At 37.2% G+C, this 25,471-nt stretch carries 24 protein-coding genes; 11 read left to right on the top strand and 13 right to left on the bottom strand.

All coding sequences use genetic code 11. The annotated features are described in order from the left end of the window. The first annotated feature begins 119 nt into the window (after nt 1-119). A complete protein-coding gene (locus D9O48_RS15760) occupies nt 120-551 on the top strand; it encodes a GNAT family N-acetyltransferase (RefSeq protein ID WP_126973944.1) in 432 nt (143 codons plus the stop codon). A 20-nt stretch (nt 552-571) separates the two neighbouring features. On the opposite strand, the gene D9O48_RS15765 is transcribed toward D9O48_RS15760, so the two are convergent. Then, a complete protein-coding gene (locus tag D9O48_RS15765; protein ID WP_126973945.1) occupies nt 572-1,813 on the bottom strand; it encodes an MFS transporter in 1,242 nt (413 codons plus the stop codon). A gap of 294 nt (nt 1,814-2,107) precedes the next feature. Between D9O48_RS15765 and D9O48_RS15770 the strand changes: the two genes are divergently transcribed. Continuing rightward, complete coding sequence (locus tag D9O48_RS15770; RefSeq protein WP_126973946.1) at nt 2,108-3,073, top strand: TolB-like translocation protein; 966 nt, start codon at nt 2,108-2,110, stop codon at nt 3,071-3,073. Nucleotides 3,074-3,094: 21 nt separating this feature from the next. Here D9O48_RS15770 and D9O48_RS15775 read toward each other — a convergent pair whose 3' ends face one another. Both D9O48_RS15775 and D9O48_RS15780 read right to left on the bottom strand, forming a co-directional pair. Further along, nucleotides 3,095-3,598, bottom strand: coding sequence for a DinB family protein (locus tag D9O48_RS15775; protein ID WP_126973947.1), 504 nt, complete (start codon nt 3,596-3,598; stop codon nt 3,095-3,097). Between the two features lie 352 nt (nt 3,599-3,950). Further along, on the bottom strand, nt 3,951-4,832 hold the full coding sequence (locus tag D9O48_RS15780) for a class I SAM-dependent methyltransferase (RefSeq protein WP_199750597.1): 882 nt from the start codon (nt 4,830-4,832) through the stop codon (nt 3,951-3,953). A gap of 141 nt (nt 4,833-4,973) precedes the next feature. On the opposite strand from D9O48_RS15780, the gene D9O48_RS15785 reads away from it, so the two are divergent. Then, nucleotides 4,974-5,312: a winged helix-turn-helix transcriptional regulator gene (locus D9O48_RS15785; protein ID WP_126973948.1), complete on the top strand. Its 339-nt coding sequence runs from the start codon at nt 4,974-4,976 to the stop codon at nt 5,310-5,312. Nucleotides 5,313-5,575: 263 nt separating this feature from the next. Here D9O48_RS15785 and D9O48_RS15790 read toward each other — a convergent pair whose 3' ends face one another. Next, nucleotides 5,576-6,547, bottom strand: a complete 972-nt coding sequence (locus D9O48_RS15790; RefSeq protein WP_126973949.1) for a c-type cytochrome — start codon at nt 6,545-6,547, stop codon at nt 5,576-5,578. 107 nt (nt 6,548-6,654) lie between these two features. Continuing rightward, nucleotides 6,655-7,782, bottom strand: coding sequence for a serine hydrolase domain-containing protein (locus tag D9O48_RS15795; RefSeq protein WP_126973950.1), 1,128 nt, complete (start codon nt 7,780-7,782; stop codon nt 6,655-6,657). Between the two features lie 156 nt (nt 7,783-7,938). On the opposite strand from D9O48_RS15795, the gene D9O48_RS15800 reads away from it, so the two are divergent. Further along, nucleotides 7,939-8,481: a hypothetical protein gene (locus D9O48_RS15800; protein ID WP_126973951.1), complete on the top strand. Its 543-nt coding sequence runs from the start codon at nt 7,939-7,941 to the stop codon at nt 8,479-8,481. A gap of 31 nt (nt 8,482-8,512) precedes the next feature. Here D9O48_RS15800 and D9O48_RS15805 read toward each other — a convergent pair whose 3' ends face one another. The 3 genes from D9O48_RS15805 to D9O48_RS15815 all read right to left on the bottom strand — a co-directional run bounded on the left by D9O48_RS15805 (nt 8,513) and on the right by D9O48_RS15815 (nt 11,262). Then, complete coding sequence (locus D9O48_RS15805) at nt 8,513-9,184, bottom strand: MarR family winged helix-turn-helix transcriptional regulator (RefSeq protein WP_126973952.1); 672 nt, start codon at nt 9,182-9,184, stop codon at nt 8,513-8,515. Nucleotides 9,185-9,464: 280 nt separating this feature from the next. Then, nucleotides 9,465-10,424: a fasciclin domain-containing protein gene (locus D9O48_RS15810; protein WP_126973953.1), complete on the bottom strand. Its 960-nt coding sequence runs from the start codon at nt 10,422-10,424 to the stop codon at nt 9,465-9,467. A 169-nt stretch (nt 10,425-10,593) separates the two neighbouring features. Continuing rightward, nucleotides 10,594-11,262 (bottom strand): MarR family transcriptional regulator, encoded by a 669-nt coding sequence (locus D9O48_RS15815; protein ID WP_126973954.1) that lies wholly within the window; start codon nt 11,260-11,262, stop codon nt 10,594-10,596. Nucleotides 11,263-11,523: 261 nt separating this feature from the next. Between D9O48_RS15815 and D9O48_RS15820 the strand changes: the two genes are divergently transcribed. Further along, nucleotides 11,524-11,994 (top strand): SRPBCC family protein, encoded by a 471-nt coding sequence (locus D9O48_RS15820; protein WP_126973955.1) that lies wholly within the window; start codon nt 11,524-11,526, stop codon nt 11,992-11,994. 61 nt (nt 11,995-12,055) lie between these two features. Here D9O48_RS15820 and D9O48_RS15825 read toward each other — a convergent pair whose 3' ends face one another. Together D9O48_RS15825 and D9O48_RS15830 are read right to left on the bottom strand one after the other, a co-directional pair. Continuing rightward, nucleotides 12,056-14,698: an alpha-L-rhamnosidase gene (locus tag D9O48_RS15825; protein ID WP_126973956.1), complete on the bottom strand. Its 2,643-nt coding sequence runs from the start codon at nt 14,696-14,698 to the stop codon at nt 12,056-12,058. Between the two features lie 179 nt (nt 14,699-14,877). Continuing rightward, nucleotides 14,878-15,774, bottom strand: coding sequence for a DMT family transporter (locus tag D9O48_RS15830; RefSeq protein WP_126973957.1), 897 nt, complete (start codon nt 15,772-15,774; stop codon nt 14,878-14,880). A gap of 248 nt (nt 15,775-16,022) precedes the next feature. On the opposite strand from D9O48_RS15830, the gene D9O48_RS15835 reads away from it, so the two are divergent. From D9O48_RS15835 to D9O48_RS15845, 3 genes are all read left to right on the top strand, one after another. Continuing rightward, the gene (locus tag D9O48_RS15835; protein ID WP_126973958.1) at nt 16,023-16,790 is read left to right on the top strand and encodes a methyltransferase domain-containing protein; all 768 of its coding nucleotides are present in this window, start codon (nt 16,023-16,025) and stop codon (nt 16,788-16,790) included. Between the two features lie 117 nt (nt 16,791-16,907). Beyond that, on the top strand, nt 16,908-17,903 hold the full coding sequence (locus D9O48_RS15840) for an SDR family NAD(P)-dependent oxidoreductase (RefSeq protein WP_126973959.1): 996 nt from the start codon (nt 16,908-16,910) through the stop codon (nt 17,901-17,903). 12 nt (nt 17,904-17,915) lie between these two features. Continuing rightward, nucleotides 17,916-18,788 carry a helix-turn-helix domain-containing protein gene (locus tag D9O48_RS15845; RefSeq protein ID WP_233589263.1) on the top strand — a complete coding sequence of 291 codons (873 nt, stop codon included), beginning with the start codon at nt 17,916-17,918 and terminating at the stop codon, nt 18,786-18,788. 10 nt (nt 18,789-18,798) lie between these two features. Here D9O48_RS15845 and ligD read toward each other — a convergent pair whose 3' ends face one another. Next, nucleotides 18,799-21,396: a DNA ligase D gene (ligD, locus tag D9O48_RS15850; protein ID WP_126973960.1), complete on the bottom strand. Its 2,598-nt coding sequence runs from the start codon at nt 21,394-21,396 to the stop codon at nt 18,799-18,801. 5 nt (nt 21,397-21,401) lie between these two features. Further along, the gene (gene ku / locus D9O48_RS15855) at nt 21,402-22,196 is read right to left on the bottom strand and encodes a non-homologous end joining protein Ku (protein WP_126973961.1); all 795 of its coding nucleotides are present in this window, start codon (nt 22,194-22,196) and stop codon (nt 21,402-21,404) included. A gap of 459 nt (nt 22,197-22,655) precedes the next feature. Here ku and D9O48_RS15860 point away from each other — a divergent pair, with 459 nt between their 5' ends. Together D9O48_RS15860 and D9O48_RS15865 are read left to right on the top strand one after the other, a co-directional pair. Next, nucleotides 22,656-23,213 (top strand): hypothetical protein, encoded by a 558-nt coding sequence (locus D9O48_RS15860; RefSeq protein ID WP_126973962.1) that lies wholly within the window; start codon nt 22,656-22,658, stop codon nt 23,211-23,213. Between the two features lie 22 nt (nt 23,214-23,235). Then, complete coding sequence (locus D9O48_RS15865; RefSeq protein WP_126973963.1) at nt 23,236-24,093, top strand: thiol-activated cytolysin family protein; 858 nt, start codon at nt 23,236-23,238, stop codon at nt 24,091-24,093. Nucleotides 24,094-24,151: 58 nt separating this feature from the next. On the opposite strand, the gene D9O48_RS15870 is transcribed toward D9O48_RS15865, so the two are convergent. Beyond that, the gene (locus D9O48_RS15870) at nt 24,152-24,559 is read right to left on the bottom strand and encodes a hypothetical protein (RefSeq protein ID WP_126973964.1); all 408 of its coding nucleotides are present in this window, start codon (nt 24,557-24,559) and stop codon (nt 24,152-24,154) included. A 311-nt stretch (nt 24,560-24,870) separates the two neighbouring features. On the opposite strand from D9O48_RS15870, the gene D9O48_RS15875 reads away from it, so the two are divergent. Next, nucleotides 24,871-25,446 (top strand): DUF4256 domain-containing protein, encoded by a 576-nt coding sequence (locus D9O48_RS15875; protein WP_126973965.1) that lies wholly within the window; start codon nt 24,871-24,873, stop codon nt 25,444-25,446. Nucleotides 25,447-25,471 lie beyond the last annotated feature (25 nt).

The following is a 25,471-nucleotide window of genomic DNA, read 5'->3' on the forward strand; positions in this document are numbered from 1 at the left end:
GATTTTATTATTGATGGCTCTATTACAATAATATTTTACATTTATGAAATAAAAGATGCTGATAATTATAGTTTAATGAAATTTTTGCCTGGTCAATGGGAAGAATATAAAAAATCAGGTTGGAGGCATTACGAACCGACCCCGGAATGTTTGGTAGTAACTATTTGCAAGAAGAACAATATGATCAGCAACATTGGATATCTTTATTAGAAAATAAGTCACGGGCAATTTTTGGTTTGTACAATGAGCAACAGTTGATTGGTTTAACCGGGGTGGTATTAAACAAAGAAAATGCTTCAAATGCTATTTTCATTGCCTCTTTCATCAGGCCTGCTTATCGCGGTAAAGGATTGTCGAGGTTGTTTTATCAGGCAAGAATAGACTGGGCAAGGCAACAAAAATGTCAAAGTATCACAGTTTCTCACAGAGAGGGAAATACTGTGTCCCGCGCAGCCAATCAATATTTTGGGTTTAAATATTCACATGCTGAAAACATTGATTGGCCGGACGGTGTACAGGCAAAATCATTAATATACACGTTGCAATTATGATTCAGCTTTTTTTGAAAAAATCAGGTTGAGGAAGCTGTCTGACGCCGCTCTTTTTTTGCCAACCGCATCAAAGCGGGGGTAACAAAGGAGATAATACCAATTATTACTACTAACGCTCCCGATATAATAAGTGAGTTGGCAACTCCTATCCGTTCAGCAATCAGGCCGGTAAATAATAGTCCTATAATGCTCGGTAAAATAGCCATACTAAAATAGAGCGAAAATACGCGCCCAAGCATATGCGGTACTACTTCTTCCTGAATAATGGTCATAAAGGCGGCCGAGAAAATAGACATTGCTACTCCTGCTATTGTTGTTGCCAATACAAAACCGACGAACCACGACGCAGGAAATCCTCCGCACAATACAAAAGACAATCCGAGTATAATATGCATGGTATTTATCAGTATCACTTTGGCTGTTTTGATACGAAAAACTCCCAATACAGAGCCTCCTACCAACATTCCGATTCCCCAAACGATTTCTATCAAACTCATCTCCCATTTACCTCCTCCATAATGGCCAGTGGTTAATAATGGAAACATAATTGCTGCAGGCATTACACAAAATGTTACCAGCATTGCATAAATAAAAAGATATTTCAACCCTTTATTCTGATGAATAGCCTGAAGACCTTCTTTCAATTCTGTAAAAACTGCTGAAACAGATGATGTATCTTCTCTTTTCAAATGTGGAATACTTACAAATAAAAGTGAAGTTATGGCAGCAACAGCGCCTATAATATCCAGATAAAGCACATTGGAAATTGAAAAGTATGTAATTGCCAATGTTCCTACTGCCGGGCCTATAATGGTACTAACAGATTGTAACATCTGATTAATACCTGATACACGAAGCAGTTCGTTTTCAGGAACAATCAATGGCGCTATTGCCTGCATGGCGGGTGAATGAAATGCATTTCCAACAGAACGGCATCCCAGTAAAACATAAATCCAAAACAGGTCTGGATTGTCATTCCTCAATATAAAGACCATGATCAGGGTACAGAAAGCAATGAATGCGTCTGAAAAAATCATAACTCTTTTTCTGTTCCAACGGTCAATAAACACGCCAGCAAAAGGGCCGATTAACGCCTGTGGCAAGAGTGCTGCGATACCGGCATAAGCCAGTACTTCAGCCGATTGATGCTCTAAACTTAGCCAGATTATTACCGCAAAATGAACGGCATAGCTGCTGAGCATTGATATGAATTGTCCGCTCCATATAAATAAATAGGTTCGGAACCATTTATTATTTTCCATAAAAATTTAATGAAATAATTGTACAACAAAATTGTGAAGAGCAATCAATGATTGTCTTCTTTTAAAGGAAAGATTACCGGATTGTTCCGGTATTTAATAAATCCAAGGCTTAGCCATGTTGATAATTGTTGTATATGTTGAAGACTTCATAATAGTAAATGTAGCAAAAAGTTTTGGAAAAACAACAGTCCTCTGAATTTAGTTAGTCGCAGTTTGTGCTGTTTGGATTAGTTTTTGTTATACGCTGTGGCAGAAAGGATTTACCATTTTATTATTCACTTTAAATCAGACCAGATGAAGCAATTGAAAATATTTCAGTATTGCGTATTTTTTTTATTACTGACTACCTCCTGTAGCAAAAATGATAATGAAAATGGAAACAATCACTATCCTTCTTCTTTGAGGGGTACCATTTATTACAAATGGGCAACTCAGGGAATTTTGAAAATGAGTTTTCCCGGTGGCGAAGGTGGAGCTTTTATGGACGATTCCAAGCTGAATAATTTTGATGTTTCAAGAGATGGTAAATTCAAACTTACTGCGCACAATGCAAGTACAATAGGAAACTACCCCGTACAGTTCACATTGAGTAACCTTTCTGACAATGCAATTGTTGAACAATTTAACTATACCAGTCCGGCCGGTAATAGTTACTGTGACGGTTTTTTATCTCCCGACAATACCATGATTCTGGTTCAATCAAACGATACAGAAGAGGATGGCATTACTATTTTAAAAACAAATGGTGATTTTGTAGTCAGACTTGACGGTATCGATGGGGTTCCTTTTTCAATGCATGATGTACAATTCTGGTTGCCCGGCAATGCGTTGTTACTGACACATGGTAATAATATCATTCGTGTGGATCCTCCCTATACCAGCGGTACTTTAGTGCGCACCATGCAATATGCAGATTGGAGTGATCTGACGGTGAATCATCAAGGCACTCAGCTGGCCGTGAAAATTGGTAATCATATTCATACTATGGATATGAATGGTGAAAATGTTACGCAGATTACTACCAGTAATTTTGTTGAAGCAAGACCTGTTTTTTCACCTGACGGAAATTATCTGTTAGTAGGTACACATTACCGTGTAACCGGCCCGATGGGGCATTCCTGGGATCTGAAAATTATTCCCAATGACGGAAAACAATATAATGTAGACCCCAATCAGGAAAATTCTCCCGGGGTATTACCTGTTATCTGGAACAATAAAGACAGAATAGAAACCGCCAGCGGCCATATCATCTGGAAATAATGTATTTAAGTATCCGGGAGTTTATGCTTTTCTGCTTTCTTCGTATGTAGGACCATATAATCCCGGAACTTTATTTCCTGTTGCACGCAGATACACTATCATTTCTCCCCGGTGGTGATATATATGATTAAACAAAAACTCACGCGCTACAATACCTCTTGGCAGAGGACCTATTAACAGATGTTCACCTGATTTCATTTTCCAGTGTTCCTGCAGGTTTTCTTCGCTGATTGATTCCAGTGCTTTTCTGGCTTTCGCTACATTGCTTTCAAATAATTCAATTGTAGCCCCTATATCATTGACATCACCTCTTTCCAACTGATCAGCAGCTATATCATAAACGTCTTGCGTCAGTGTACCCACATACCAATAATAAATGGTGGCAATGTGTTGAGCCAGCTCGCCCATTGTCCAGGAAATTTCAGAGGGTTTGTAACCCAGGTCTTTTTCGGGAATGGCCTGTAGTAATTTACGGGTACTATTCACTTCGTGTTCAAACTCCTGAAGTAATGATTGTAATAGCATAAAATCAATATTTTTGCATTTAAAACTGAAAAGCAATTATTTATACTTTTAAGAAGTGTAAACTTTATAAAGTAATACAATCATTTCACGCAATTTTTACACCTCTGTTATTAACTGTATTTTGTACCACAAGATCCACAAAGTATCATTCGTTTACCTCTCAAAAATAATTGTGAGTACTATTTATATGCTGTTATTTTTTAGGATTGTATTTTGGTAAATCGTAAGTTCGAGCAGCAATTAGAGGTAAAAGAATATCCTGAACCGGAATTTCTTTTCTTATTTTTTATTAAGAAAAGAAATGAGAGACTGTTCCGGTATCTGATAATTTTATTGTGGAGTAGAAAATATGTTAAGTGATTTGTTTTTTGTTGCAGCTGATCCATAAAAAACTAAAAGTTGTAGTTGGATTAGCCGGTTCTTCTATTTCGAAGTAATTGTAAAGACCGTAATGTTCAAAATCTTCTTTTATTTTCTCAACATCATAAAAGAAAACTTCTATTCCTTTTGCTGCTTCGAAAGTATCTTTACCTACACTTCTACCCTTTCCATAGTTGACTGATTTTTTTGAAACGACGGAAAATACCATCCAACCACCAGGTTTTAATTGGTTATAACAATCTTTGATGAATTTAAGTCTTTGTTCTGCATTTAATAAGTAAAGTAGTCCATAACAGAAAATGCCATCGTAAGTCTTTTTCTCAAAGGGCATGCTGGTTACTGATCCGTGAAAAACTTTTACATCATTTCCATAATATTCTTTAGCGAGTTCAATGGCACTGCCGGATAACTCGATACCCGTTACTTCTATATTGTTTTTTATAAAGAGGGCAGCATTTCTACCATATCCGAAACCTGGTATGAGAATCTCTTTAACTCCGTGCTGAAGAAATAATTCTTTAGCTAAAACTGCTGAGCCGGAAGGTTCAAAACCCCATATGGCTTTGTTTTCGTTAAAGCTATGGTTCCATGAGTTTTCCGAATCCTTTAATGATGTGTCACTGTCTGTACAAACTTTATCAGGTATTGCTTCACAATAATAACCAAGTTCCATTACGGTACTGACAACCATACCGGATGGGGTTGAAATACCTTCTACCCGAAGTATTTTATCGCAATCATCTAGATCAAAATTGATCTGTGCCTGTGGTAATACTTTTTTTACTGCATTTATAACCTGGTCAGCTTCTTCTGAGGTTGATACATTTGTTTTAAATATTTCTACACACTTCATTAGTACACTATTTAGATAAAAGAAAGCTCATTTATACCGAAATCGGTTGTAGCTACAAAAATAACTATCTTTACTATCCAAAAGATAGTGCTTTCCTGCGGGAAAGTATATTCCGAATATTGAAAGTTAAACATTAAGAATATGTTGCCGGAAAAGGATTGTTCAAAAGCGATGCGCTCTATTAAGGATGCGTTGGAGGCGGTGGAAGGAAAATGGAAGCTGCTTATCTTATATGCTTTGTGCAGTGGCCCTAAACGATTTAGAGAGCTTTCGCGAGAGGTAACTGGTATTACTGATAAAACATTGTCAAAAGAGCTGAAAGTATTACAAGAGAATAAGCTGATTAAAAGAGAAGTGAATGATTCATTTTCTCAAACTATTGAATATAGCATGACTGAGCATGGAATGTCGCTGAGGAATGTATTATTTGAATTGTGGAACTGGGGATTAGCTCACCGGAAAGAAGTTATCGGACGTTAATAGTCATGAACCATTTAGAAATTAAGGAATTAAGAAGAAGCCGGTTCTACTATTTGAAAATAAAGTACTTCATTTCTCCTATGTTTAAATTGTAATGGGAAACATGAAGAAAATGAAGGTATGAAGGTATGAAGGTAAAGCAACGCGGAAAACAGCACATCATTCGCTTTTCAACTTCATTCGCTTCATGTTTAAATTGCAATCATAAGATAGAATAAGCCAAAGCGAAGCGGCAGGAGTTTTTTAATTCTTTAATGCTGAAGCTAATTTTTCTGAAAACGTTCTATTGCATGATCAATCGGCTTCAGGCTCTTTAAGTAGATATACATTGCTTCGAGATCTGATTCTTTCATTCCTGCATACATACCCCATGGCATTGGTGTATTGAAATCTGCAAGTGTAACCGTTGGGGCTTCATAAGTACTGTCTGCATACAATTTAAATCTGCTTACGAAAGCTTCCTGCGACCAGCTGCCGATGCCGGTTTTTTCGTGTGGGGTAATATTCGGTGTGCGAAGTATACCTGCCGGCTGTCCAAATTCCATTCCTCCACCAAATTCTGTTCCCGGTACAGTTGCTCCTTTATCTCTTTGGCTATGGCAGTGCACACAACCCGAAGCACTTACCAGATATTGTCCGTAATTCAAACGGTCACTTTCGGCAGGCTTTGTTCTGTGTTCAGCTTCCACCGGCATTGTATTCACCAGTAAACTTACCGGAAAATCCAATTCTCTTTCGGGATTAGTTGTTTCAACACTTTCCAATGTTCTTATATAAGCAATGATACTATAAATATCTTCTTTATCCATTTTTCCATAATCATGATAAGGCATTACTGGAAATAGTGCTTTTCCTTCTCTGTTAACGCCGGTAGTAATAGTGCGATAAAGTTCGCCGTCTGTCCAGTCTGCTAAATTATACGGCGTAATATTAGGTGAGTAAATGGTACCGGGAAATCCCATCTCCTGATCAAATCTTTCCCCTCCACCTCCAAAGTTTCCTGCTAACGGGCCGGCAAATTTAGACCAGTCTCTGGTACTATGGCAATCCATACATACGGTAATATGATTAGCTAAATAACGTCCGCGTTCAACTCTTTCAATAGTTTGTTCAACAGTTATTTCGGGTGATTTTGCAATGTCTGGTAAGTAAAATTTCAGATAGGCTGCAGTGGAAAAAACTGCCACCAGCACCAATCCGACGATGAATAGCAAAGCAATGTAAATCTTTTTCATGATGTAAGTTTAAAGCGCTCAAGATCGTGTGATTGTTTTAAATGACATAACTTTCAGGCGCTTTTCTTACTGCTTACTACTAAAATGTAATCGGATTGTATTCACTTTTATTTATTCTCTTGTGTTTTTAAGGTGATTAATTGACTCAGCAGGTTTATTCCGGTAGCAATTATCCGGGCCTGATCAGTGTTTTCATTTACAAAGATGATTACTCCAACCCGTTTTTCTGCAGAAAACAAAATGATACTATTACAGCCCCAACCAGAACCCGAATGATAGTAATAGCGGTCTCCGTTTTGTGTGTGGGTTATTCTCCATGCCATTCCGATCTCAATGTTGTCGTCATTAATAAAGGTGGTTTTATGAGTAAGTAAAACCGCCTTATTTTTCTGGGTGATGTTGATGGCTAAATATTTCAACATGTCGTTTACGGAAGAGGTCAGTGAAGGGCCACTGGTAAAATCATCTATATCTTTTGTTGTTTTAAGTATTTCGGGATTCTGCGTTCCTGCTGCAAATCTTTTCCATTTTTTTTCGTTTAGAAATACCTGAGTGGCGGGCATTTTAAAATCATTGGTAATAAATTTTTGCACCAATTTTTCATAAGGCATTTTATAAATTCTTTCTAATAGGAGGCTTAGTAATTTAAACCCTGCATTGGAGTATTCATATCGAATACCCGGAGTCGTATCTAACCTGATTTTTTTAAGATCGTCTAAAAAAAAGTCTATTGTATACTTTTTTTTGAATAAATATTTTTCCTGTACTGAATACTGATTCCATTGAACGGGCAGTGTGGCCAATTGTGATGGAATGCCGGAAGTATGATTGCTAAGGTGTAGAATTTTTATGGCACTGCCATTATATTCAAGGTTTGTAAAATCTGCTGAATCAGGTAAATATTTTCTGATATCATCCTGCAAACTGACTTTATTATCTATTACTGCGCGCGCCAGCAACATAGTTATAAATGTTTTAGAGATAGAACCCATGCTGTAAATAGAATTTTCCGTGGGTGGTTTTTCTGTGGCAGATGTTGCTATTCCAAAATTGTAAGTATATTTTTTATCCTGTAATAGTACGCCTACCGATATTCCGGCCATACTATTTAGTGTTATATATTGTTGTACGGCATTTTTGACAATGGTATCAATCTGGCTTTGACCATAAGACTGATTGTTTAAAAGAATTATACCAATTATTGTACAAAACTTTTTTATGGATGGAATATTCATAAAGATGCGATAGATTACTTTGGGGAAATAGCAAAACAATACTCTTTTATATAAAAGACTTCGAAAAACTTAAAATGTTTCAACAGGTTATTCTTAGCTTAAAAAGTATTTATATCTTTATATTTTGCTTCAATTTTATGATATCAAGTATCTAGTATGAGTGACCGATCTATATCAATTGTACCCAGAATATCTGTTTTTCCGGATAAAGAAAAGAAGGCCGGTGAAATTGTGAAATGGTTGATTTCTCTTAATGTAGTGAACAGTATTCCCACTCATTGTTTATTAGGCCGTGAGGATGGCTTTGCAGTGGCGGAGGGAGCAAAATTAGTAGTGGAAGAATCACAGTATTTACCATTTAATATTGATACTTGTGGATTAGAAATCATTACGCAAAGGAATGTGTTTCATACAGGAGAGTATGCAATGGATTGTCTGATCTGCCCTTGCTGTAAAACAGATATTGTAAATGAAAGTTGGGACTTTTTGGGCGAATGGTACAGTGTGCTAAGTGATGAAATAACCTGTCCTGCATGTAGCATACGCTCGGATATTCACAGTTTCTCGTTTTTCCCTCAATGGGGCTTTAGTGATTTAGGATTTACTTTCTGGAACTGGCCTTCATTCAAACGAGAATTTTTGAATGAATTCAGTAATAAACTCAATGTTGAAATTGATGTAGTTTACACGCATGTTTAAATAGTATTCAGCAATTGATAACATCTACTAATTAGTTACTAGTCAGTGAATATTTTTTTATCACACTATCCAGCAGTTCAGGCGTATCGACGTTATCGGTAAAAATCGGGTAGTGAAAATCGTTTAATTTATTGAGGATTCTAATCAGCGACATTTTTTCCTGGTGAGTTAAATTACCGGCAACAATCTGAGTTGCCTGCCGTATCTTAATCATTTGCTGATCTAAAACTGTGAGTCCTTTTTCGGTTATGTTGATCATTTTGCTGCGTTTATCAACCTCAGATTCGTTTTGTTCTACCCAGCCATGTTTAATTAGCCTGTTGATAATTTGCATTCCGGTAGGTTTATCCTGAATATTTTTTTTAATCAGTTCAATTTTCGTCATAACACCGAATGCTTTTAAATTAATCAGGTAAACAAATTCTTCCTGCGTAGAGAAACCTGAATCGTATATAGCAGACTTAGCATAAGTTTTTGCGTATCTGTTCAGGTGTACGATTAATGTGCTAATCACACTTTCTGCTGTTCTGCCTTTGTCTTTTCCCTCCCAACCAGGTTCGGATTTTTCTATTTCAGTTGTAAAATTATCTGATATCCAATTCCTGAATCCATTTGCATCATTGGTGTATAGTTTTTCTCGTTTTACAGCCGATTCAAAATCTTCCACAAGGTCTAACACATTTTTAATGAGATCATAGTTCATGATATAAAATTTAATGCATAAGTATGAAAGTAAAGAAGTGTTTAGTTTAGTGAAATTACATAAAACCAGGCATTTTTGAAATGAGCAGGATCAGGTATCGGCGATAGCTTTCCGGACGAACGGAAATGTTATCTTATTACTTTCGGGCTCCTGATTTTCATTGCTGCCAGGTAGCAACAGTAGTTCAGGTTCCGGATAACGGATCTGCCCCAATCCTGCTCATTGCCCGGGGTTTTCTTTCAGGCACACTAAAATATTGCAATAAAAAGTTTTGTAAAACTTAGTTCATTGATGGCATTAATACCTGATCAATCACATGCACCACTCCATTATCTGCAACTATATTGGCTTTTATTACATTGGAAGCACTGCTGTTACCCATTCCCTTAACAGTAGCACCTGTACTTACGCCGATTGTTACAGTAGCTCCATTTAATGTTGCAGGCATTGCCCCGTTGGTCAGGTCAGATGAAAAAACACGTCCTGACAAAACGTGATAAGTCAGTATACCTGCCAAAGTGTTTGAGTTCGCTGACTGTATAGATGCAATGGTAGCAAAGCCGGCATTCCTGAATGCCTGGTTAGTAGGAGCAAAAACAGTAAAGGGTTCACTTCCCGATAATACCTGCGCAACATTTGTACTTCCTTCACTGGCTCTTAAAACTGCGGCAACCAGGTAAGTAAAACTCGTATCCATTACGGCAGTTTCCACGAGGTTTCCCATAGGAGGCATCAATACACGTTCAATAGTGTGAATGGTTCCGTTTTTAGCTGCAATATCAGCCTGAACTACTTTCACGCCATTAATATATACGCCACTACTATTCCGTGTAACATACAGTTTATCACCATTCATGGCTTCAACAACTGCGTTAGGCCCAGGGGGAACTGCTGATGCCATTACATTCATTGCCAGCGTATGGTACAACAGAATGTTTTCAAGCGTAGAAGCAGGTAAACCACTGATGGTTGCATTGGTTACTCCTGATGCGATAAAAGCATCATTGTTAGGAGCAAAAACAGTAAATGGACCATTACCATTAAGTGTGGCGGTTAAGCCGGCTTTTTGTACAGCTGTAGCCAACATACTGAAATTGGTATTGGTAGTAACTACACCGCTGATAGTCTTGTCAGTCATGTCTTTATCATCGTCTTTATTGCATGAAGACAATAATGTAGCTACCAAAGTGGTTGATAATAACCATCCACTTAATTTCAAGCACGCAAATCGAGTTTTCATTTTACTAAATTTTGAATGAATAATTACATGGAAATTTAGTTTAATAATATACTATTATTGTGCCATAAAAGTATTTAAATATACCAAATATTGTTATTTATATGAAAATTTGAAAAAAATAGAGTAATAAAATACTATTTTAAATATGAAAAATTTGAACGATGAGGTTTTATGGAAGGAAATCCTCTAGATTATTAAGACTCTTATTATTGTAATTATTAAAATGAAACTGGTCTAATTTCTTTAAAATCATCGCCAGCTGTACCTTTTCACTTGTATTCAAAGTGCCTGTAGCAATCAAGCCTAGTGTATTCATATTTTCGAATGTTTTAAACAACTCGAATTTTCCCTGATCTGACAAACCAATCAATTGGCTGCGATGATCATCCGGATTATCAGTTTGGGTCAATAAACCAATCTTAATCAATCGATTAATAATTTCAACGCCACTACTTTTTTCAATTACATTTTTTTTGATCAGATCGGTTTTGGAGATGGATTGATATTGCAATACCGTCATTGCCATTCCAAACTCTTCAATACTATTAATGACACTTTCTTTAAGTGCAATTTTTGAGTAGTATTTAATATATCTGTATAGAAAAAGAAAGTTTTGAGAAATGACTCTTTCAATATTTGTTTCAATAAAATGTTTTCGATCAGCAGCATCTGTTTCTGGCACTTCTCCGATAAACGAATTTTTAAGCGCTGTTAAGTTTACTTCACCGCTGATAGATTGATAAAACCCCTCCATGGATAAATTGTTTTTATCCTCTGCCGCATTTTCATAAGCCTCCAACTTACCAATGAGTTGCTCGAGCAAAGCAAAACTGTTCATAATTATACTATTTTTTTGATATTTCAGTACATTTTAATACATAAATCATATCTTAATTACAAAAATAGTATATTTTCGTACAAAATATTTAATGAAAGTGGTTTAATGAAGGATAAAACTGTTGATTAGATAGGTAATGCCTTGCTTAAATGTGCAAATATTTTTATTATCAATGACACAACAGCTACCATTGTTCCGGCAGTTGGATTCATTTTTGAATTTTAATATTAAATTATTGATATACTACTAACATACGTTATAATGCCTTTTTATCAATTTACCAGAATACAGCCTATACCGGCAGATATCAATGAAGTGTGGAACTTTATCTCGAATCCCGACAATCTTGCCAGGATAACACCTGCTTATATGGATTTCAAAGTAACTGGTAATTCAGGTGGAGAAAATATGTATCCCGGAATGGTCATCACTTATACGATCAGGCCTTTGTTAAGAATAAAGCTAAACTGGATGACAGAAATAACTCAGGTAAAACCCGGAAAATATTTTATCGATGAACAAAGAATCGGACCTTATAAATTCTGGCATCACCAACACCACATTGAAGAGGTTGACGGAGGTGTTTTAATGACCGATATCGTTACTTATGCTCCACCCTTTGGTTTTATCGGTGCTATTGCGAATCGTTTATTTATCAGAAAACAACTGGCTGCTATTTTTGATTTCAGAAGAAAGTTTCTCGAAGATAATTTCGGGAAATTTAAAAAATAATGATTCTCTGATCTGATAGAATGATCATGGCGGGTGTATTTTTATTATCCTGCTGCCATTTTTATTTAAGTTTCAGTTTTAGAATATGTTTTCCCGCCTGCAGCGATATTATTTCATTGTTTAATACATTTTCCGGAGGGTAAAATGTTGCCGTAGAATTCGCCGGAATCATTACTTCATATGTAATATTTTTCTTCGTTTTTTTCCAGCTTGAGGTAATTTCTCCATAAGGTGAGCGATACTTTACCTCTGAATGATCGAGTGTTTCGGGAAACACCGGACGTAACCGTATGTGTTTGAATCCGGGGTAATTTTCATCCGGTAATATACCTCCCACTGATTTAAAAAACCACGCACCGATTTCACCGAACATCATATGGTTATCAGAAATATCTCTTTTGGCATCCAGGTCCCAGTTTTCGAGTAATGTGGTAGCTCCGTTTACAACCCACCATCCCCAGGAAGGATAAGTATCCTGAACTGCTACTTTGAAGGCGGTTTCACCATAACCGTTTTCGGTTAATGCATTTAGTAATGCTTTTGCGCCCAATACACCTACGTCCAGGTGATAATTGGTAGCTTCCACTTTTTTATTGAGATTTGCTGCAACACTTGATTTCATGTCTTCAGGAACAACTCCCCAATACAACGGAACACTTAATTCTGTTTGTGTTCCGGTTGCGTATATTCCTGTTGAACGGTTCAGGTATCTGGTATTGATAGCCTGTTTTATTTTTTCACTAAGTTTTGTATACTTTTCAAAGTCTTGTTCATATCCGAACATTTTTGCAGCGGCAGCCAATATCCGGGTGTCTGTATAAAAATAAACCGATGAGGTTAATTCAAGGTTAGAGGTAGATTTCACCGGCACCCAGTCTCCCCGACCGAAAGTAGTAAGTCCTGAAGGACTGATGCGGTCAACATAATCTACATATCGTTTAATATTTTCGTAAGTGTCGTGCAGCAGTTTGTTATCACCATAAAACAGGTAAATCTGCCAGGGAATAATTGCGATGGTGCTCGTCCAGTCGAGCCCGTTTGCTGTGGTGTAGCCCCATCCTCCGGTAGGAACAATGTCTGGTAAAACGCCATTAGGTTGTTGTTCATCACGGTGGTCGGCTATCCATTTTTCGTAAATGGAAATTCCGTCAAAATTGTATAGACCTGTTTCAATAGCCAGATGCCCATCTCCTGTCCAGCCGTTTTTTTCACGTTGCGGGCAATCTGTAGGATATCCAACCAGGTTAGACAGGTAGGCATTATTAGTAACTTTCCATAAGTTATTGATGAGCTGATATGAGGTATTGACTGATCCAACCGGCTTAACATCACTATGTATAAAGTAGGCAGTGATAGAGGATTCATTTAACTGAATTGATTCGGTGCTGCTGATCTCTACATACCTGAATCCTTTATAATTGAATTTAGGCATAAAGTAGTCTTCTTTTTTACCGCTTAAAATCATAATATCCGTTTGAAAAGGATCTGCTTCTTTATCGCCCCGATAGTATACATCGATGTTAGAGAGATCAAGGCGTCCATTCGAATCAAGCCGTTCTCCATGTTTTATTTTAAGCACGGTACCTTCTTTTCCTTTCACTTTTAGTTCGGTGACACCGGCCATATTCTGTGCCATATCAAACAGGTAGGTTGTATCATCTATCTTTTTTACTGATTGCGGTTTGAACTTTTTTACTAACCGGATAGGTTGAAGTTGTTGTGATACGATATTGATGGAAGGCGCACTTCTATAGCGGATACTTTTCCAGGTGGAATCATTGAAACCTGCTTTGTTCCATCCTTCCTGTTCAAGTCGGGCATCATAGTGTTCACCGGTATAAATGCTGTTACTGATAATGGGGCCTGATGATGTTTTCCAATCACGCTCAGAAACAATTGTTTCTGTAGTTCCGTCTTTGTAAACAATACGAAGGTCGAGGCAAAATGCCGGCCTTGCCCGCCAGGGTGCGTTGTGAAAATCCCATACTGCCAGCGATTGATGGTTATACCAACCGTTTCCTAATATTACACCAATTGCATTCTGTCCCTGTTGAAGCTGATGTGTAACATCGTGTGTTACATAAAGAGTTCGCCTGTCGAAACGTGTATACATCGGATCTAAAAAGTGATCTCCCGTCTTGTTTCCGTTCAGAGATAGTTCATACAATCCGGCAACGGCGATGTAAGCTCTTGCAGATTGTATGGGTTTAGTAATGCGAAACTCCTTGCGGAAATAGGGTGCTGCTTTATGATGAATGTTGTTGTAATCGCTGATCCAGGTACCTTTCCAGTTGGTTATTTCCATTACGCCGGTTTCAAAACTACTGATAGCTGAAGTAAGTGCTTGTCCGTCTTTATCCCAGGTAATTACTTTCCAGAAATATTTAGTGAAGGGATATAGTTTTTCTCCTGCATAACGGATTTGTATATCATCCTGTAACACTTTACCAGTATTCCAATTTTTGCCGTTGTTATTTACAACGTCGATTGAATCAGTAGCAACAATTACCTGATAAGCGGTTTGTTTTGCTCCTTGCCTTTGATCGTTTATTCTCCAGGTAAGTCGTGGTAATGGCTGATCGATACCTATCGGATTTATGAGGTGTTCGCACTGAAGGTCAGTAGCCACGCCATTTTTCAATGCATTTTGTGCATAAAGGTTTGCTGAGACACTTAGAATAAGGAAGAGTAAAATGGATTTCATTGTACCGTCAATAAGTTATACCTCTAAAATATACTATTCTTGCCGGATTTTTTTGAATCTATAGTGAAATAAATCGATTTAGCAGATATATTTTCGAATAAGCTAAGTGATTAAATAGAAATGCCTTTACCATTTAATGCGAATGGTAAAGGCATTTGTAACAGTTCATTTCTATCAACTTATTTTGTTTTGTAGCCTCTGTTAATAAAGTAGATACTTCCTGCAGCTGCGATCAGTGCTACACCGGTTAACCAGGTCAATCTTTCCTGCAAAAAGAAAAAGCCCAGCAATAGTGCTATGAACGGGTTAATATATGCATATATAGAAGCCAGTCCTACGGGTAACTTTTCCAATGCATATACAAAACACGGATAGGTCAGCAATGATCCGAAGATAATCAGGTAAACCAACGACCAGATACTGTCATTCGAAATCTGATCCAGTGCATCGTAATTATCAAGGAATAAACTGGCTAATAAGAGGAAAAGTCCGCCCGATAACATCTGAATGGCAGCACTGGTCAGGGCATTGGTACCTGCAGTTTTATATTTAGAAAATACACTACCGGCGGCCCAACAAAGCGCTGCAAAAAATGCGACCACCATACCGGTAAAATATTGCGGATTTACCAAATCGGATAAGTTATCACGGAACATCAGCACAATTCCTAAACTCCCTAGTAGCAATCCGAACAGTATAAACCTGTTGGGGCTTTTTCTGTCGGCTCCGCTGACGAATGCAATTAATACAATGTAAACAGGCATGATCGAAACAATCAATGCCGCCAGACCACTTGGAATGTATTGTTCACTCCATCCCACCACTCCATTACCCAGTGCAATCATTAAAACGCCGGGAATGGATTGTCTGATCAGGTTAGACTTATTTAAAACGCTGAGTTTACCGGTCATTTTCAGTATACCGAGTAAAATGAATCCGGCGGTTGTTTGACGGATACCTGAAAACAGAAAAGGTGGAAAAGTGCTTACACCAATCCTCATGAAGAAATAAGTGGTTCCCCACACAATGCAAATCACGGCCAGGGCTAAATAAGCTCTTGATAATTCATTTTTCATGTAAAGTCAGTTTTTCTTCGATGGTATGGGCAAGCAAAGTTTTCTTGTTCAGGAGGGTTCTTGCATGAACTTTCTCTAAGGCTGCAAATGTCTGTAATTTATCAATACGAGTACAGGTACAATTTTATTATTTTTGATGAGTATAGCTGATGTTTCAAATGTTATAATACTGCCTGACAGATTGCAGGCATAAGAATCGCAGGAAGTATTCATTCTATGCATTATTTGTTAAATAAAATTGAAACGATATGCCCTGGAATCCGGAATTATATGATAGTTTTAAAGATGTTCGTTACCTGCCTTTTTATGATTTGGCAGCCATGATCAGGCCTGAAAAAAACATGAAAGCCATTGACCTCGGTTGTGGAACAGGTGAACAAACATCTATTCTCACAGAACAATTTGAGGTAGCAAGCTTTGTAGGAATTGATTCTTCTGCCGAAATGCTGGAGCAATCGAAACGTTTCGAAAACGATCGATTGCATTTTGAACAAAAAACTGTGGAAGCGGTGGCTGATTCAGGAGAAAGTTGGGATTTGATTTTCAGCAACGCCGCTTTACAATGGATTGATGCGCATGAAACACTTTTTCCGAAACTTATCAACGCCCTCAATAAAAACGGACAGCTGGCGATACAGATGCCCGTACAAAATGATAATGTATTAAATCAGTTGCTGATGGAGCTGATTGACGAGCAACCTTTTGCCTCCTACCTGAATAACTGGAAGCGCTTATCTCCGGTTTTATCACTGGATGATTATGCTCAGCTCTTATTCGACAACGGTATAAAAGATATGCAACTGTTTCAAAAAGTATATCCGATTATTGCCGATGATCATGAAGCCTTATATAAATTCATTTCCGGAACTTCACTGGTTCCTTATCTGGAGCGCCTGGAAGGAAAAGAGAAAGAGCTATTTATTAAAGAATATAAAGCACGTATTGCTAAAAGATTTACAAAACTACCCGCTATTTATGCATTTAAGCGGATACTGATTTACGGGAAAAAAGTGTAGTTTTTTGCTTAAAAAAGGGAATGATGGGCCGGACTTTTAAACAAAGTAAAATCGGACTTTTGAACAAAGTTCGATTCGTTGCTGCCTGGTAATTTTGTTTTATTAAATACAAGTCAAATGAAACAAAACAATTATCAGGGAGCTTTACAAAGCCCCATTCATTCGGGATTTACAGCGAAATCTACCAGTACTGAAGTGCTCAAAGGTATAGACTTAACCGGTAAAATTGCCATTGTAACCGGAGGAAATACAGGAATCGGTTTAGAAACCGCTAAAACATTAGCCAATGCAGGTTCTATTGTTATTGTACCGGCAAGAGATGTTGAAAAAGCGAGAAAGAATCTCGAGGGGATCGATAATATAGAAATTGTTGCAATGAACCTGATGGATCCGGTATCGATTGATGCGTTTGCCGGGCAATTTTTATCATCAGGCCGTCCGTTGCATCTGTTAATCAATAATGCCGGTATCATGTGGGTACCTTTCCGCAAAGATAACAGAGGTATTGAATCACAGCTGGCTACCAATTACCTGGCAAACTTTCAGTTGACCGCCCGCTTATGGCCGGCGCTGGTAAAAGCCAAAGGTGCGCGTGTTGTAAATGTTTCTTCAGCCGGACACCATTTTGCCCCATTTGATTTTGAAGATCCGAATTTTGAACATCGAACTTACGAAACCTTACAAGCTTATGGTCAGTCTAAAACTGCGTTGAACCTGTTTTCGGTAGAATTAGACAATCGCGCAAAGAAGTATAAAGTGCAGGCATATTCGTTACATCCGGGAAGTATTAATGGAACTGAACTGGCCAGAGAGGCTTCTGTTGAAATGTTTCAAAAACTTGGCATTTTTGATGCGAAGGGTAATATCTTACCAGAGGTTGCGCTATCTTTAAAAACAATTGCACAAGGAGCAGCTACAACCTTGTGGTGTGCTACGAATGATATACTGAATGAATATGGAGGTGTTTATTGCGAGGATGTAAATATTGCCCCAGTGTCAGACGCGGCCTCCAATCATGGCGTTGCAGCTTACTCGCTCGATGAAAACAATGCCAGAAGTTTATGGAGTCTGAGTGAAAAGCTAACCGGTATAAAGTTTTTAAGCGGCCATTAATGATGCTGGTTTTTGATCTTACAGATAGAACAGGAAATGTATTACTATATGGAATATCAGGCTAAATATATTACGGATGATATTAAATTGTCTTCGTATGAAGACAAGTTTTTTAAATCGGACATTATGTTCGATCAGCATATGCTGGTATGGTTTATTTCAGGAGAAACAAAAATAATACAAGCAGACGCCACTTATTTTTTTAAAAAAGGAGATATATTTCTGATTCCCAAAAACCAGTTGGCAACGATTATTAATTACCCGACAAACGGATTACCACATAAAACAGTGGTGATGCATCTGACAACTGAGGTACTAAAGAAATATTATGAATCAGTAGAATGCCAGACAAACCTTCAGAGTGGTAAGAAAATATATGTTTACAACAATCATCCGTTATTAGAAAGTTGTCTGGCGTCGCTCATTCCCTATTTTGATATGAATGAATTACCGGAAAGTATAGCTTCTTTGAAAATTACGGAAGCAATTACGATTCTTCGTACGATTGATAAAAGTATTGACAGTGTGCTCACAAATTTTGAAGAGCCGGGTAAGATTGATCTGGCCGGCTATATGGAAAAGAATTTTGTGTTTAATCTTCCGCTGGAAAAATTCAGTTACCTGACAGGAAGAAGCTTAACTACTTTCAAAAGAGATTTTAAACGTATTTTTCATACAACTCCACAGCGTTGGCTTACTCAAAAACGACTGGAGTTGGCGCATTATGAGTTTGTTGAAAAGAAAAAAAGACCGGTAGAGGTATGTTATGAAGTCGGCTTTGAAAATCTTTCTCATTTCTCTTATGCCTTCAAAAAGTTTTTTGGATATACTCCTACTGAGCTCATTGAAAACGCTGCAGGAGCAGTTAAGAAAAATAATAATTGATAGCATCCTTTTACTTTATTTTTTTCAATACCTCATTCAGATCTATAGCATCATTAAAGAAGTTTTTCCATAAGTCCCCTTTCTTTTTAACGCGTATGGGAATTGTTTTAATAGTAAATTTTTTCGGATCAAGTCGTGCATTTAATTCTTTCCAGTTCAATGGTGTACTTACGGTTGCACTTTCCCGGGGACGTAAAGAATACGGAGAGGCCATTGTTTTGCCTTTTCCATTTTGCAAATAGTCAAGGTATATTTTTCCTTTTCTTTTATCAGGGCTTCTTTCTAAGCTGGTGATATCAGGTAAAGCGGCATGCACTGCTTCGCTGATGGTTTGCGAAAAATTGCGCGTTTGCGTATAGGTGTAAACCGGTTTAACCGGTATGTAAATATGAAGGCCTTTACCGCCCGATGTTTTTAAATAGGCATTGATACCTAACTGATCCAATATTTCTTTCACTTTTTTGGCCGTAGTAATCAGGTTTTTTAAAGATGCTTCGTTCGGATCGAGGTCAAAGATGATATAATCGGGATGGTTGATAGTTCCCACCCTGCTACTCCAAGGATTAATTTCAATGCATCCCCAGTTGGCCATGAATAATAAAGTGTCTTTATTCTGGCATAGCATATACTCAATGGACTCTTCGGTGGACTTTGATTTTATCTTTTGTGTTTTGATCCAATCAGGAACCTGCCCGGCTACATTCTTTTGAAAGAATCCGGTGTTTTTTATGCCATCAGGATTTCTTCTCAAAGATTGTGGCCGGTCTATTACATATGGCATCACATAATCTGCCATTTCGTTATAATAATTGATTACATCTCCTTTGGTTATTTTTTCCTGAGGCCAGTAAAGTTTATCCGGATTAGTAATATTTACTTTATCGTTAGCGTCCCCGGTTTTTTTTACTGTCTTTTTGCTGGCAGCTGTTGACTTTGGTGCAGTAGCATGTGACTTATTTTTAACCGGTTGATCGTCTACAATTTTTTCAGTAATCATTGATACCTCCCTTTTTACTGCTGTAGGTTTTTTGTCTGTTCTGAGTGCTATAAATACCGGGTGCCGTAAACTTCCGTTTTCAGTCCATTCACTGTATTTGATCTGTGCTACCAGTTCAGGTTTAAGCCAGTGTACGTTTTTTTCCAGTGGTGTAGTATTGAAAGGATTAGTTTTTCGTTCTAACTTTTTAAACGTCGCAAAAAATTCCTGTAGCTTTTCATCATTAAATCCCGTTCCAACTTTACCGGCATACCTGAATTCTTTTCCCTCATAATATCCCACCAGTATTGCTCCGAAGCCAATTCTTTTACCGGTAGGTTCGGTATAACCGCCGATTACCATTTCCTGTTCTTTGTTGATTTTAATTTTAAGCCAATCTTTAGATCGCTTATTGGTAAGATATGGAGCTTCTTTTCTTTTAGCGATAATGCCTTCAATTCCTTTCTTATCAGCTTTCTTTAACGCTTGTTTTCCTTTACCAGAAATATGTTTAGAATAAACAATCGTAGCTGACTCGGGCAGAACAGCTTCCAGTATTTTTTTTCGTTGAATATTCTGTAAAGAAGTGAGATCAAATCCATTAAAATAAAGTATGTCGAATACATAACATTTTAAAGATCCCTGGTCAGGGTTTTCGTGATAGTATTGTAGCCATTGAAAATGACTGTTACCTTTTTTATCTTCGACTACTATTTCACCATCGAGTATTACATCTTCCTGAATAATACTCAGTGCCTCTGCTATAGCCGGGTACTTTTCATTGAAAGATAATCCGTTACGGGAAACAAGGTTCACTTTGCCTTTGTTAATCTGGAGTAAAGCACGGTAACCGTCATACTTATCTTCAAAAAGCCATTCATCATTATCAAATACTTCATCAGTAAGCGTAGCCAGCTGAGGACGCCATTTTGCGGGAAAAAATTTTATTCGTTTAGCTGCAGATAATTCTTCAGCCGTAAATACTGAAGGGCTTGTTACTGTTGAACGCTGTTTTTTAGGAGCTGTCTTTTTTTCAACTTTATGGCTACTCCATACAGCATTGGCATCTTTTTCAATTCTAGTTAAGTTACGGCCGGTAAGTACTGAGTTTTCATTAAAAGCTCTTTTCTTATTAGCGAAGCTGTCTTTTCCTTTTAACAGCAACCATTCTTTCTCTTTCCCTTTCATGCGTACAAGATGCCATGTTCCTTTCATTTTTTTGCCATACATTACAATTTTGATATTTCCTTCGGTCAATTGTTTTTTTATAACTTTTTTACTTTCTGCAACAGTATCATAACCTTCGGCCAGAAAAGTACCCGTGTCCCAAACCATAACGGTACCGCCGCCATATTCCCCTTTGGGAATAATGCCTTCAAAATTCATGTAATCGAGCGGATGATCTTCCACCTGCATTGCTAATCGCTTTACGGAAGTATCGGTAGAAGGACCTTTAGGTACTGCCCAACTTGCCAAAACGCCTTCAATTTCTAAACGAAAGTCATAATGTAAACGTGAAGCCTGGTGTTTTTGAATAACGAAATGTAATTCTTTGGCAGACGTCTTTATTTTTCCCTTAGGCTCATCCGTTTTTGTAAAATCTCTCTTCTTATTATATTCCGTGAGCTTCATATCGTTTAGTTTTTAATGATTTCAAGACTCGCTTTTAATTGTTCAATCAGGTCATCTTTTGCTGTAGCTCTCTTGGTGGTTTTACCGGTGGAGGTTCCGTTTTTTGCAGCTTTTGAAGTGGTTTTAGCACTTGATTTCTTTTTAATCACTTTCATCAAAGCAGCTTTGTAGGTATTTTTGTATTTCTCCGGATCGAATGTTTCAGTGAGTTGTTCGATAATGGAAAGTGCCATATCTAACTCCTTTTTAGTGATTTTTACATCTTTTGGCGCAGCCGTTGCTGGTGGCTCCCGTAATTCATCATTGAAACGTATTTGTATTAAGAGAATCGCATCTTCTTCTACCTTCAATATGCCAAGGTGTTCTGCGGTGCGCATGATAAACTTGCAAAGCCCTACCTTACCCGACTTTGCTAAAGCTGCTCTCAATAAAGCGTAGCTTTTTTTAGCTTCCTTAGCAGGTTCAACGATATAAGGTTTTTCGAGATATTTAGAAGGAATTTCTTCTTCTTTGATGAATTCGAAAATGTCGATAGTTTGTGTTTTTTCGGGAGCAGCTTTTTCAAAATCAGAATCGTCTATGATAACATAGTCACCATTTTGTTTTTTATAGCCCTTGGCAATGTCATTCCACGGAACTTCTTTTCCATCTTTCTTGCATATACGAACAAACTGTATCGGGCAATGATCTTTTTTGCGAACCATATCGAGGTCGATCGCATGCGGATTGGTACCGCTGTATAATTTAATTGGTATGTTAACCAGCCCGAAGCTAATACTTCCTTTCCATAGTGCTCTCATACATTATACTTTTAAGTGTATTGGTACGGTTCAGGAATGTAGTGCTTTTATAAGGGGAATATTATTGATGTACAGACAAAAAATATGCCGCCGGGAAAAATAATACGCAGCTGTAATTTATGGTGTTCAAACCTTGAACCAGAAGAATGGGTTGCCAACAGACGACAACAAAGTGTAAGAATAAGTGAAGTTATTAGCTTTCAAAACTAACAATAGAAAATAAGGTTTTATAATAAAAAAGTGAGTGAGAACTACTCTTTTGAGTAGTAAATGATTGGTTAGTGTTGTTTTTATGCTAAAAAAAACTAATACATAGTGAGTTTTTGCTAACTTTGAACTCCTTATCTATTGATTGCATTTCCTCATTTAAATGCATTCGTACTTCCTGCCTGTTTCAGTAAGAAGTATTTACTATGTTTTGAATTTAGCAGCATTTTTTATAATAAAAACACACTACAAATGGTAAAACGTTTGATGGCTTTACAAGCTGTATTTATAATGGCAGTGGCTGTTTCTTGTAAAGACAAGGATGAAGACACTATTCCGGTACCCACTAATGAAGACCCTGTTCATTTGAAATTCGATACGAAAAATGTTGTTGCTTTTCAAGTCATTTCATCGGGTAATAGCTCCGATTTGAACGAAAGTGAATTGGAGACACATTTTGGAAATCGGGTGGCATTGTTTATTCCTACAGAAATAATCATAAAAAAAGATTCTCTTATTCTTCTGAAAGAAAATGACCTGCAGGAAGGATATCAGGCAAAATGGGAAAATGATAATCAGTTGTACATTCTGAACGAGGGTGATAATTCATGGACATTCATCGGTGAGAAAACAAATACCACTTCATTTCATATGAAATTTGCTTTTTATAGTAAGCGGGTAACTGGTATATCACGTAATTATGTTGTGCTCGGAAATGAATATGCGCTGGATAATCATGATGAGTTGATGGCGGCGGATGAAACTCAATCAAGCTTAGTTTGGTTGAAAATTGAAGCAGTGTACCACTAAACAATTTATTAAAATCAAAGACATGAGAAATTTTCTTTTTATACTTACATTCTGCTGCGGAGCAATGTTACCGGGTTTGTTGAATGCGCAACAAAGGTCGTCGGTAATTACAGCAAAATCTCCCGACTTACTTTTTATTGGTAGTGTATTAGATAAAAATAGCCTGAATACAAGCACACATTCTACTTTCAATATCATTAATCAGGATATTACGATTACTTTCGGCACACTGGGTATCAGTAGTAAGAGCATTTTTCCTAACCGTGATGCAATGAATACAGCAATCGGCGAAGCATTAAATGCCAGCAGTAATCCGGGTAATACTTCTTTTGGTTTTTCTATTAGAGACCTGGATTCGTATAAACAATTGGAATTATTGCTCGGACAGCATATTGACCTGAAAGAATGGTTGAATGTGGCTGATACGAAGCACCAGGCAAAATCTTTAATAGCTATTGATATATCAAAAATTGCTTTTACTGTAGAAATGGATTTGCCTGAAAGTGGCAGCTATCAGACTGACGAGGTTGAATTAGCAAAACATCAGCTGGATGACCTCATTTATGTAAATACCCTTTCTTTCGGAAGAAGAGTAATTGTAGTAGTAGAATCAAATATTATTTCGAATGAATTGAAACAGGCAGTAAGAAATGCATTGGACGGAACGGCACTTTCTGATAAACATCAGGCTATATTAGCAAATTCTACGTTCAGAGTAATTCAGTTTGGGAATGAAGATTATGTGTTTGATCCGAACTCACCTTTAAAAGGTATCATAGAATATATTGATGCTAATATAACTGCCGGCAACTATGGTTTGCCGATCAGTTTTGGAGCAGCTTATTTAAAAAATAATGCGATGTTTGAGAATATGTATTAAAATGATTCAAACTAAATGATAGATAAAAGCCTTCACTTTTGGTGAAGGCTTTTATTATTTAATAGAGGTTATCATCAATTTTAATCAGCTTTTTATCTGTGTTACCATCGTGCGGGCTGGCATTTGTCCATTGCATTTCCCGGTGGTTTAATTTTACAATATTGTATTGTTCAGAATAATACTGTCCATCATAAATGGTCAATAATTTGTGGTCATTGCTTATAATGTAAGTCCGGTAAAGTGTAGTATCATGATTTGATAAGGCATTGTATATACTAATCTGACAGTTTTTATCTGCCTGGAAAGTGTAATGTACAGAGCCTTCCATTACAATCAAAGGGTCGTCGTTATAAATGCTCCAACTACCGATCAGGTGATCGATATTGATATTTTTTTCTTTTTTGCACGAAACAAATACAAAACAGGTTGCTGCAGCAAACATGAGTGCCAGTGATCTTTTTCTCATAATTGTAGGGCTATATTTGAATTAATATTAATACTCTGACACCAATTGCAAATAAAATGTTGCTTATCATGAAAATTTTTTGCCTGGCTGATTTACATTTTCTGCTTTTGCTCATGAATTACATTCGCTTTTGGTTGTAAGTTGCTACTTATCAGCCTGTTTGGTGTGATTGCAAGATATGCTAATTTATCTGTACTAAAACTTTGATCAGCAACTTTCCTACTGTTCGATTATATTTTTTACACGTTTTGATCTACTTTTATAGCAACATCATTTTATTACTGATTTGAAAATTCAGATAATTGCCACCTATGAGTAAAAGTTTTGCTACTAAAAAGAAATTATCCGCTGAAGAGCGCGACACCTTATTGAAAATATTGAAAACCCGCTTCGAGAAAAATATGAATCGCCATAAAGGCTTAAAGTGGGAAAACGTACAGGAAAAACTGGAAGGCAATGCCACCGGTTTATGGTCATTGAATCAAATGGAGCAGAGCGGTGGTGAACCTGATGTAATAGGTTATAATAAAAAAACAGATATTTACACTTTTTACGATTGTTCACCTGAAACACCCAAAGGCCGTAGAAGTATTTGTTATGATCATCAAGCACTGGAATCGCGTAAAGAACACAAGCCTGCAGACAGTGCAATGAATATGGCAAAGGAAATGGGTGTTGAACTGTTAAGTGAAGAAGAGTACCGTGCTTTACAGGAATTGGGAAATTTCGATCTGAAAACATCCAGTTGGGTATTGACGCCTGCTGATATCAGAAACCTCGATGGTGCGCTTTTCTGTGATCGTCGTTACGGACATGTTTTTGTTTATCACAACGGCGCTTCTTCTTATTATGGCGTCAGAGGTTTTCGTGCTTCGCTGCAAGTGTAGAAACTTAAAATATAAAAAGGCTTTG

Origin of the sequence: Gynurincola endophyticus (genome assembly GCF_003991195.1) — a bacterium.
Classification (GTDB): domain Bacteria; phylum Bacteroidota; class Bacteroidia; order Chitinophagales; family Chitinophagaceae; genus Gynurincola; species Gynurincola endophyticus.

Bases quoted from the DNA above. Each gene is read 5' to 3' on its own strand.
- D9O48_RS15820 (WP_126973955.1), top strand. From the start codon at position 11,524: ATGCCTTTTTATCAATTTACCAGAATACAGCCTATACCGGCAGATATC.
- D9O48_RS15785 (WP_126973948.1), top strand. From the start codon at position 4,974: ATGTTGCCGGAAAAGGATTGTTCAAAAGCGATGCGCTCTATTAAGGAT.
- D9O48_RS15770 (WP_126973946.1), top strand. From the start codon at position 2,108: ATGAAGCAATTGAAAATATTTCAGTATTGCGTATTTTTTTTATTACTG.
- D9O48_RS15815 (WP_126973954.1), bottom strand. From the start codon at position 11,262: ATGAACAGTTTTGCTTTGCTCGAGCAACTCATTGGTAAGTTGGAGGCT.
- D9O48_RS15840 (WP_126973959.1), top strand. From the start codon at position 16,908: ATGAAACAAAACAATTATCAGGGAGCTTTACAAAGCCCCATTCATTCG.
- D9O48_RS15860 (WP_126973962.1), top strand. From the start codon at position 22,656: ATGGTAAAACGTTTGATGGCTTTACAAGCTGTATTTATAATGGCAGTG.
- ku (WP_126973961.1), bottom strand. From the start codon at position 22,196: ATGAGAGCACTATGGAAAGGAAGTATTAGCTTCGGGCTGGTTAACATA.
- ligD (WP_126973960.1), bottom strand. From the start codon at position 21,396: ATGAAGCTCACGGAATATAATAAGAAGAGAGATTTTACAAAAACGGAT.
- D9O48_RS15765 (WP_126973945.1), bottom strand. From the start codon at position 1,813: ATGGAAAATAATAAATGGTTCCGAACCTATTTATTTATATGGAGCGGA.
- D9O48_RS15805 (WP_126973952.1), bottom strand. From the start codon at position 9,184: ATGAACTATGATCTCATTAAAAATGTGTTAGACCTTGTGGAAGATTTT.
- D9O48_RS15795 (WP_126973950.1), bottom strand. From the start codon at position 7,782: ATGAATATTCCATCCATAAAAAAGTTTTGTACAATAATTGGTATAATT.
- D9O48_RS15800 (WP_126973951.1), top strand. From the start codon at position 7,939: ATGAGTGACCGATCTATATCAATTGTACCCAGAATATCTGTTTTTCCG.
- D9O48_RS15865 (WP_126973963.1), top strand. From the start codon at position 23,236: ATGAGAAATTTTCTTTTTATACTTACATTCTGCTGCGGAGCAATGTTA.
- D9O48_RS15875 (WP_126973965.1), top strand. From the start codon at position 24,871: ATGAGTAAAAGTTTTGCTACTAAAAAGAAATTATCCGCTGAAGAGCGC.
- D9O48_RS15830 (WP_126973957.1), bottom strand. From the start codon at position 15,774: ATGAAAAATGAATTATCAAGAGCTTATTTAGCCCTGGCCGTGATTTGC.
- D9O48_RS15790 (WP_126973949.1), bottom strand. From the start codon at position 6,547: ATGAAAAAGATTTACATTGCTTTGCTATTCATCGTCGGATTGGTGCTG.
- D9O48_RS15810 (WP_126973953.1), bottom strand. From the start codon at position 10,424: ATGAAAACTCGATTTGCGTGCTTGAAATTAAGTGGATGGTTATTATCA.
- D9O48_RS15775 (WP_126973947.1), bottom strand. From the start codon at position 3,598: ATGCTATTACAATCATTACTTCAGGAGTTTGAACACGAAGTGAATAGT.
- D9O48_RS15825 (WP_126973956.1), bottom strand. From the start codon at position 14,698: ATGAAATCCATTTTACTCTTCCTTATTCTAAGTGTCTCAGCAAACCTT.
- D9O48_RS15870 (WP_126973964.1), bottom strand. From the start codon at position 24,559: ATGAGAAAAAGATCACTGGCACTCATGTTTGCTGCAGCAACCTGTTTT.
- D9O48_RS15780 (WP_199750597.1), bottom strand. From the start codon at position 4,832: ATGAAGTGTGTAGAAATATTTAAAACAAATGTATCAACCTCAGAAGAA.
- D9O48_RS15835 (WP_126973958.1), top strand. From the start codon at position 16,023: ATGCCCTGGAATCCGGAATTATATGATAGTTTTAAAGATGTTCGTTAC.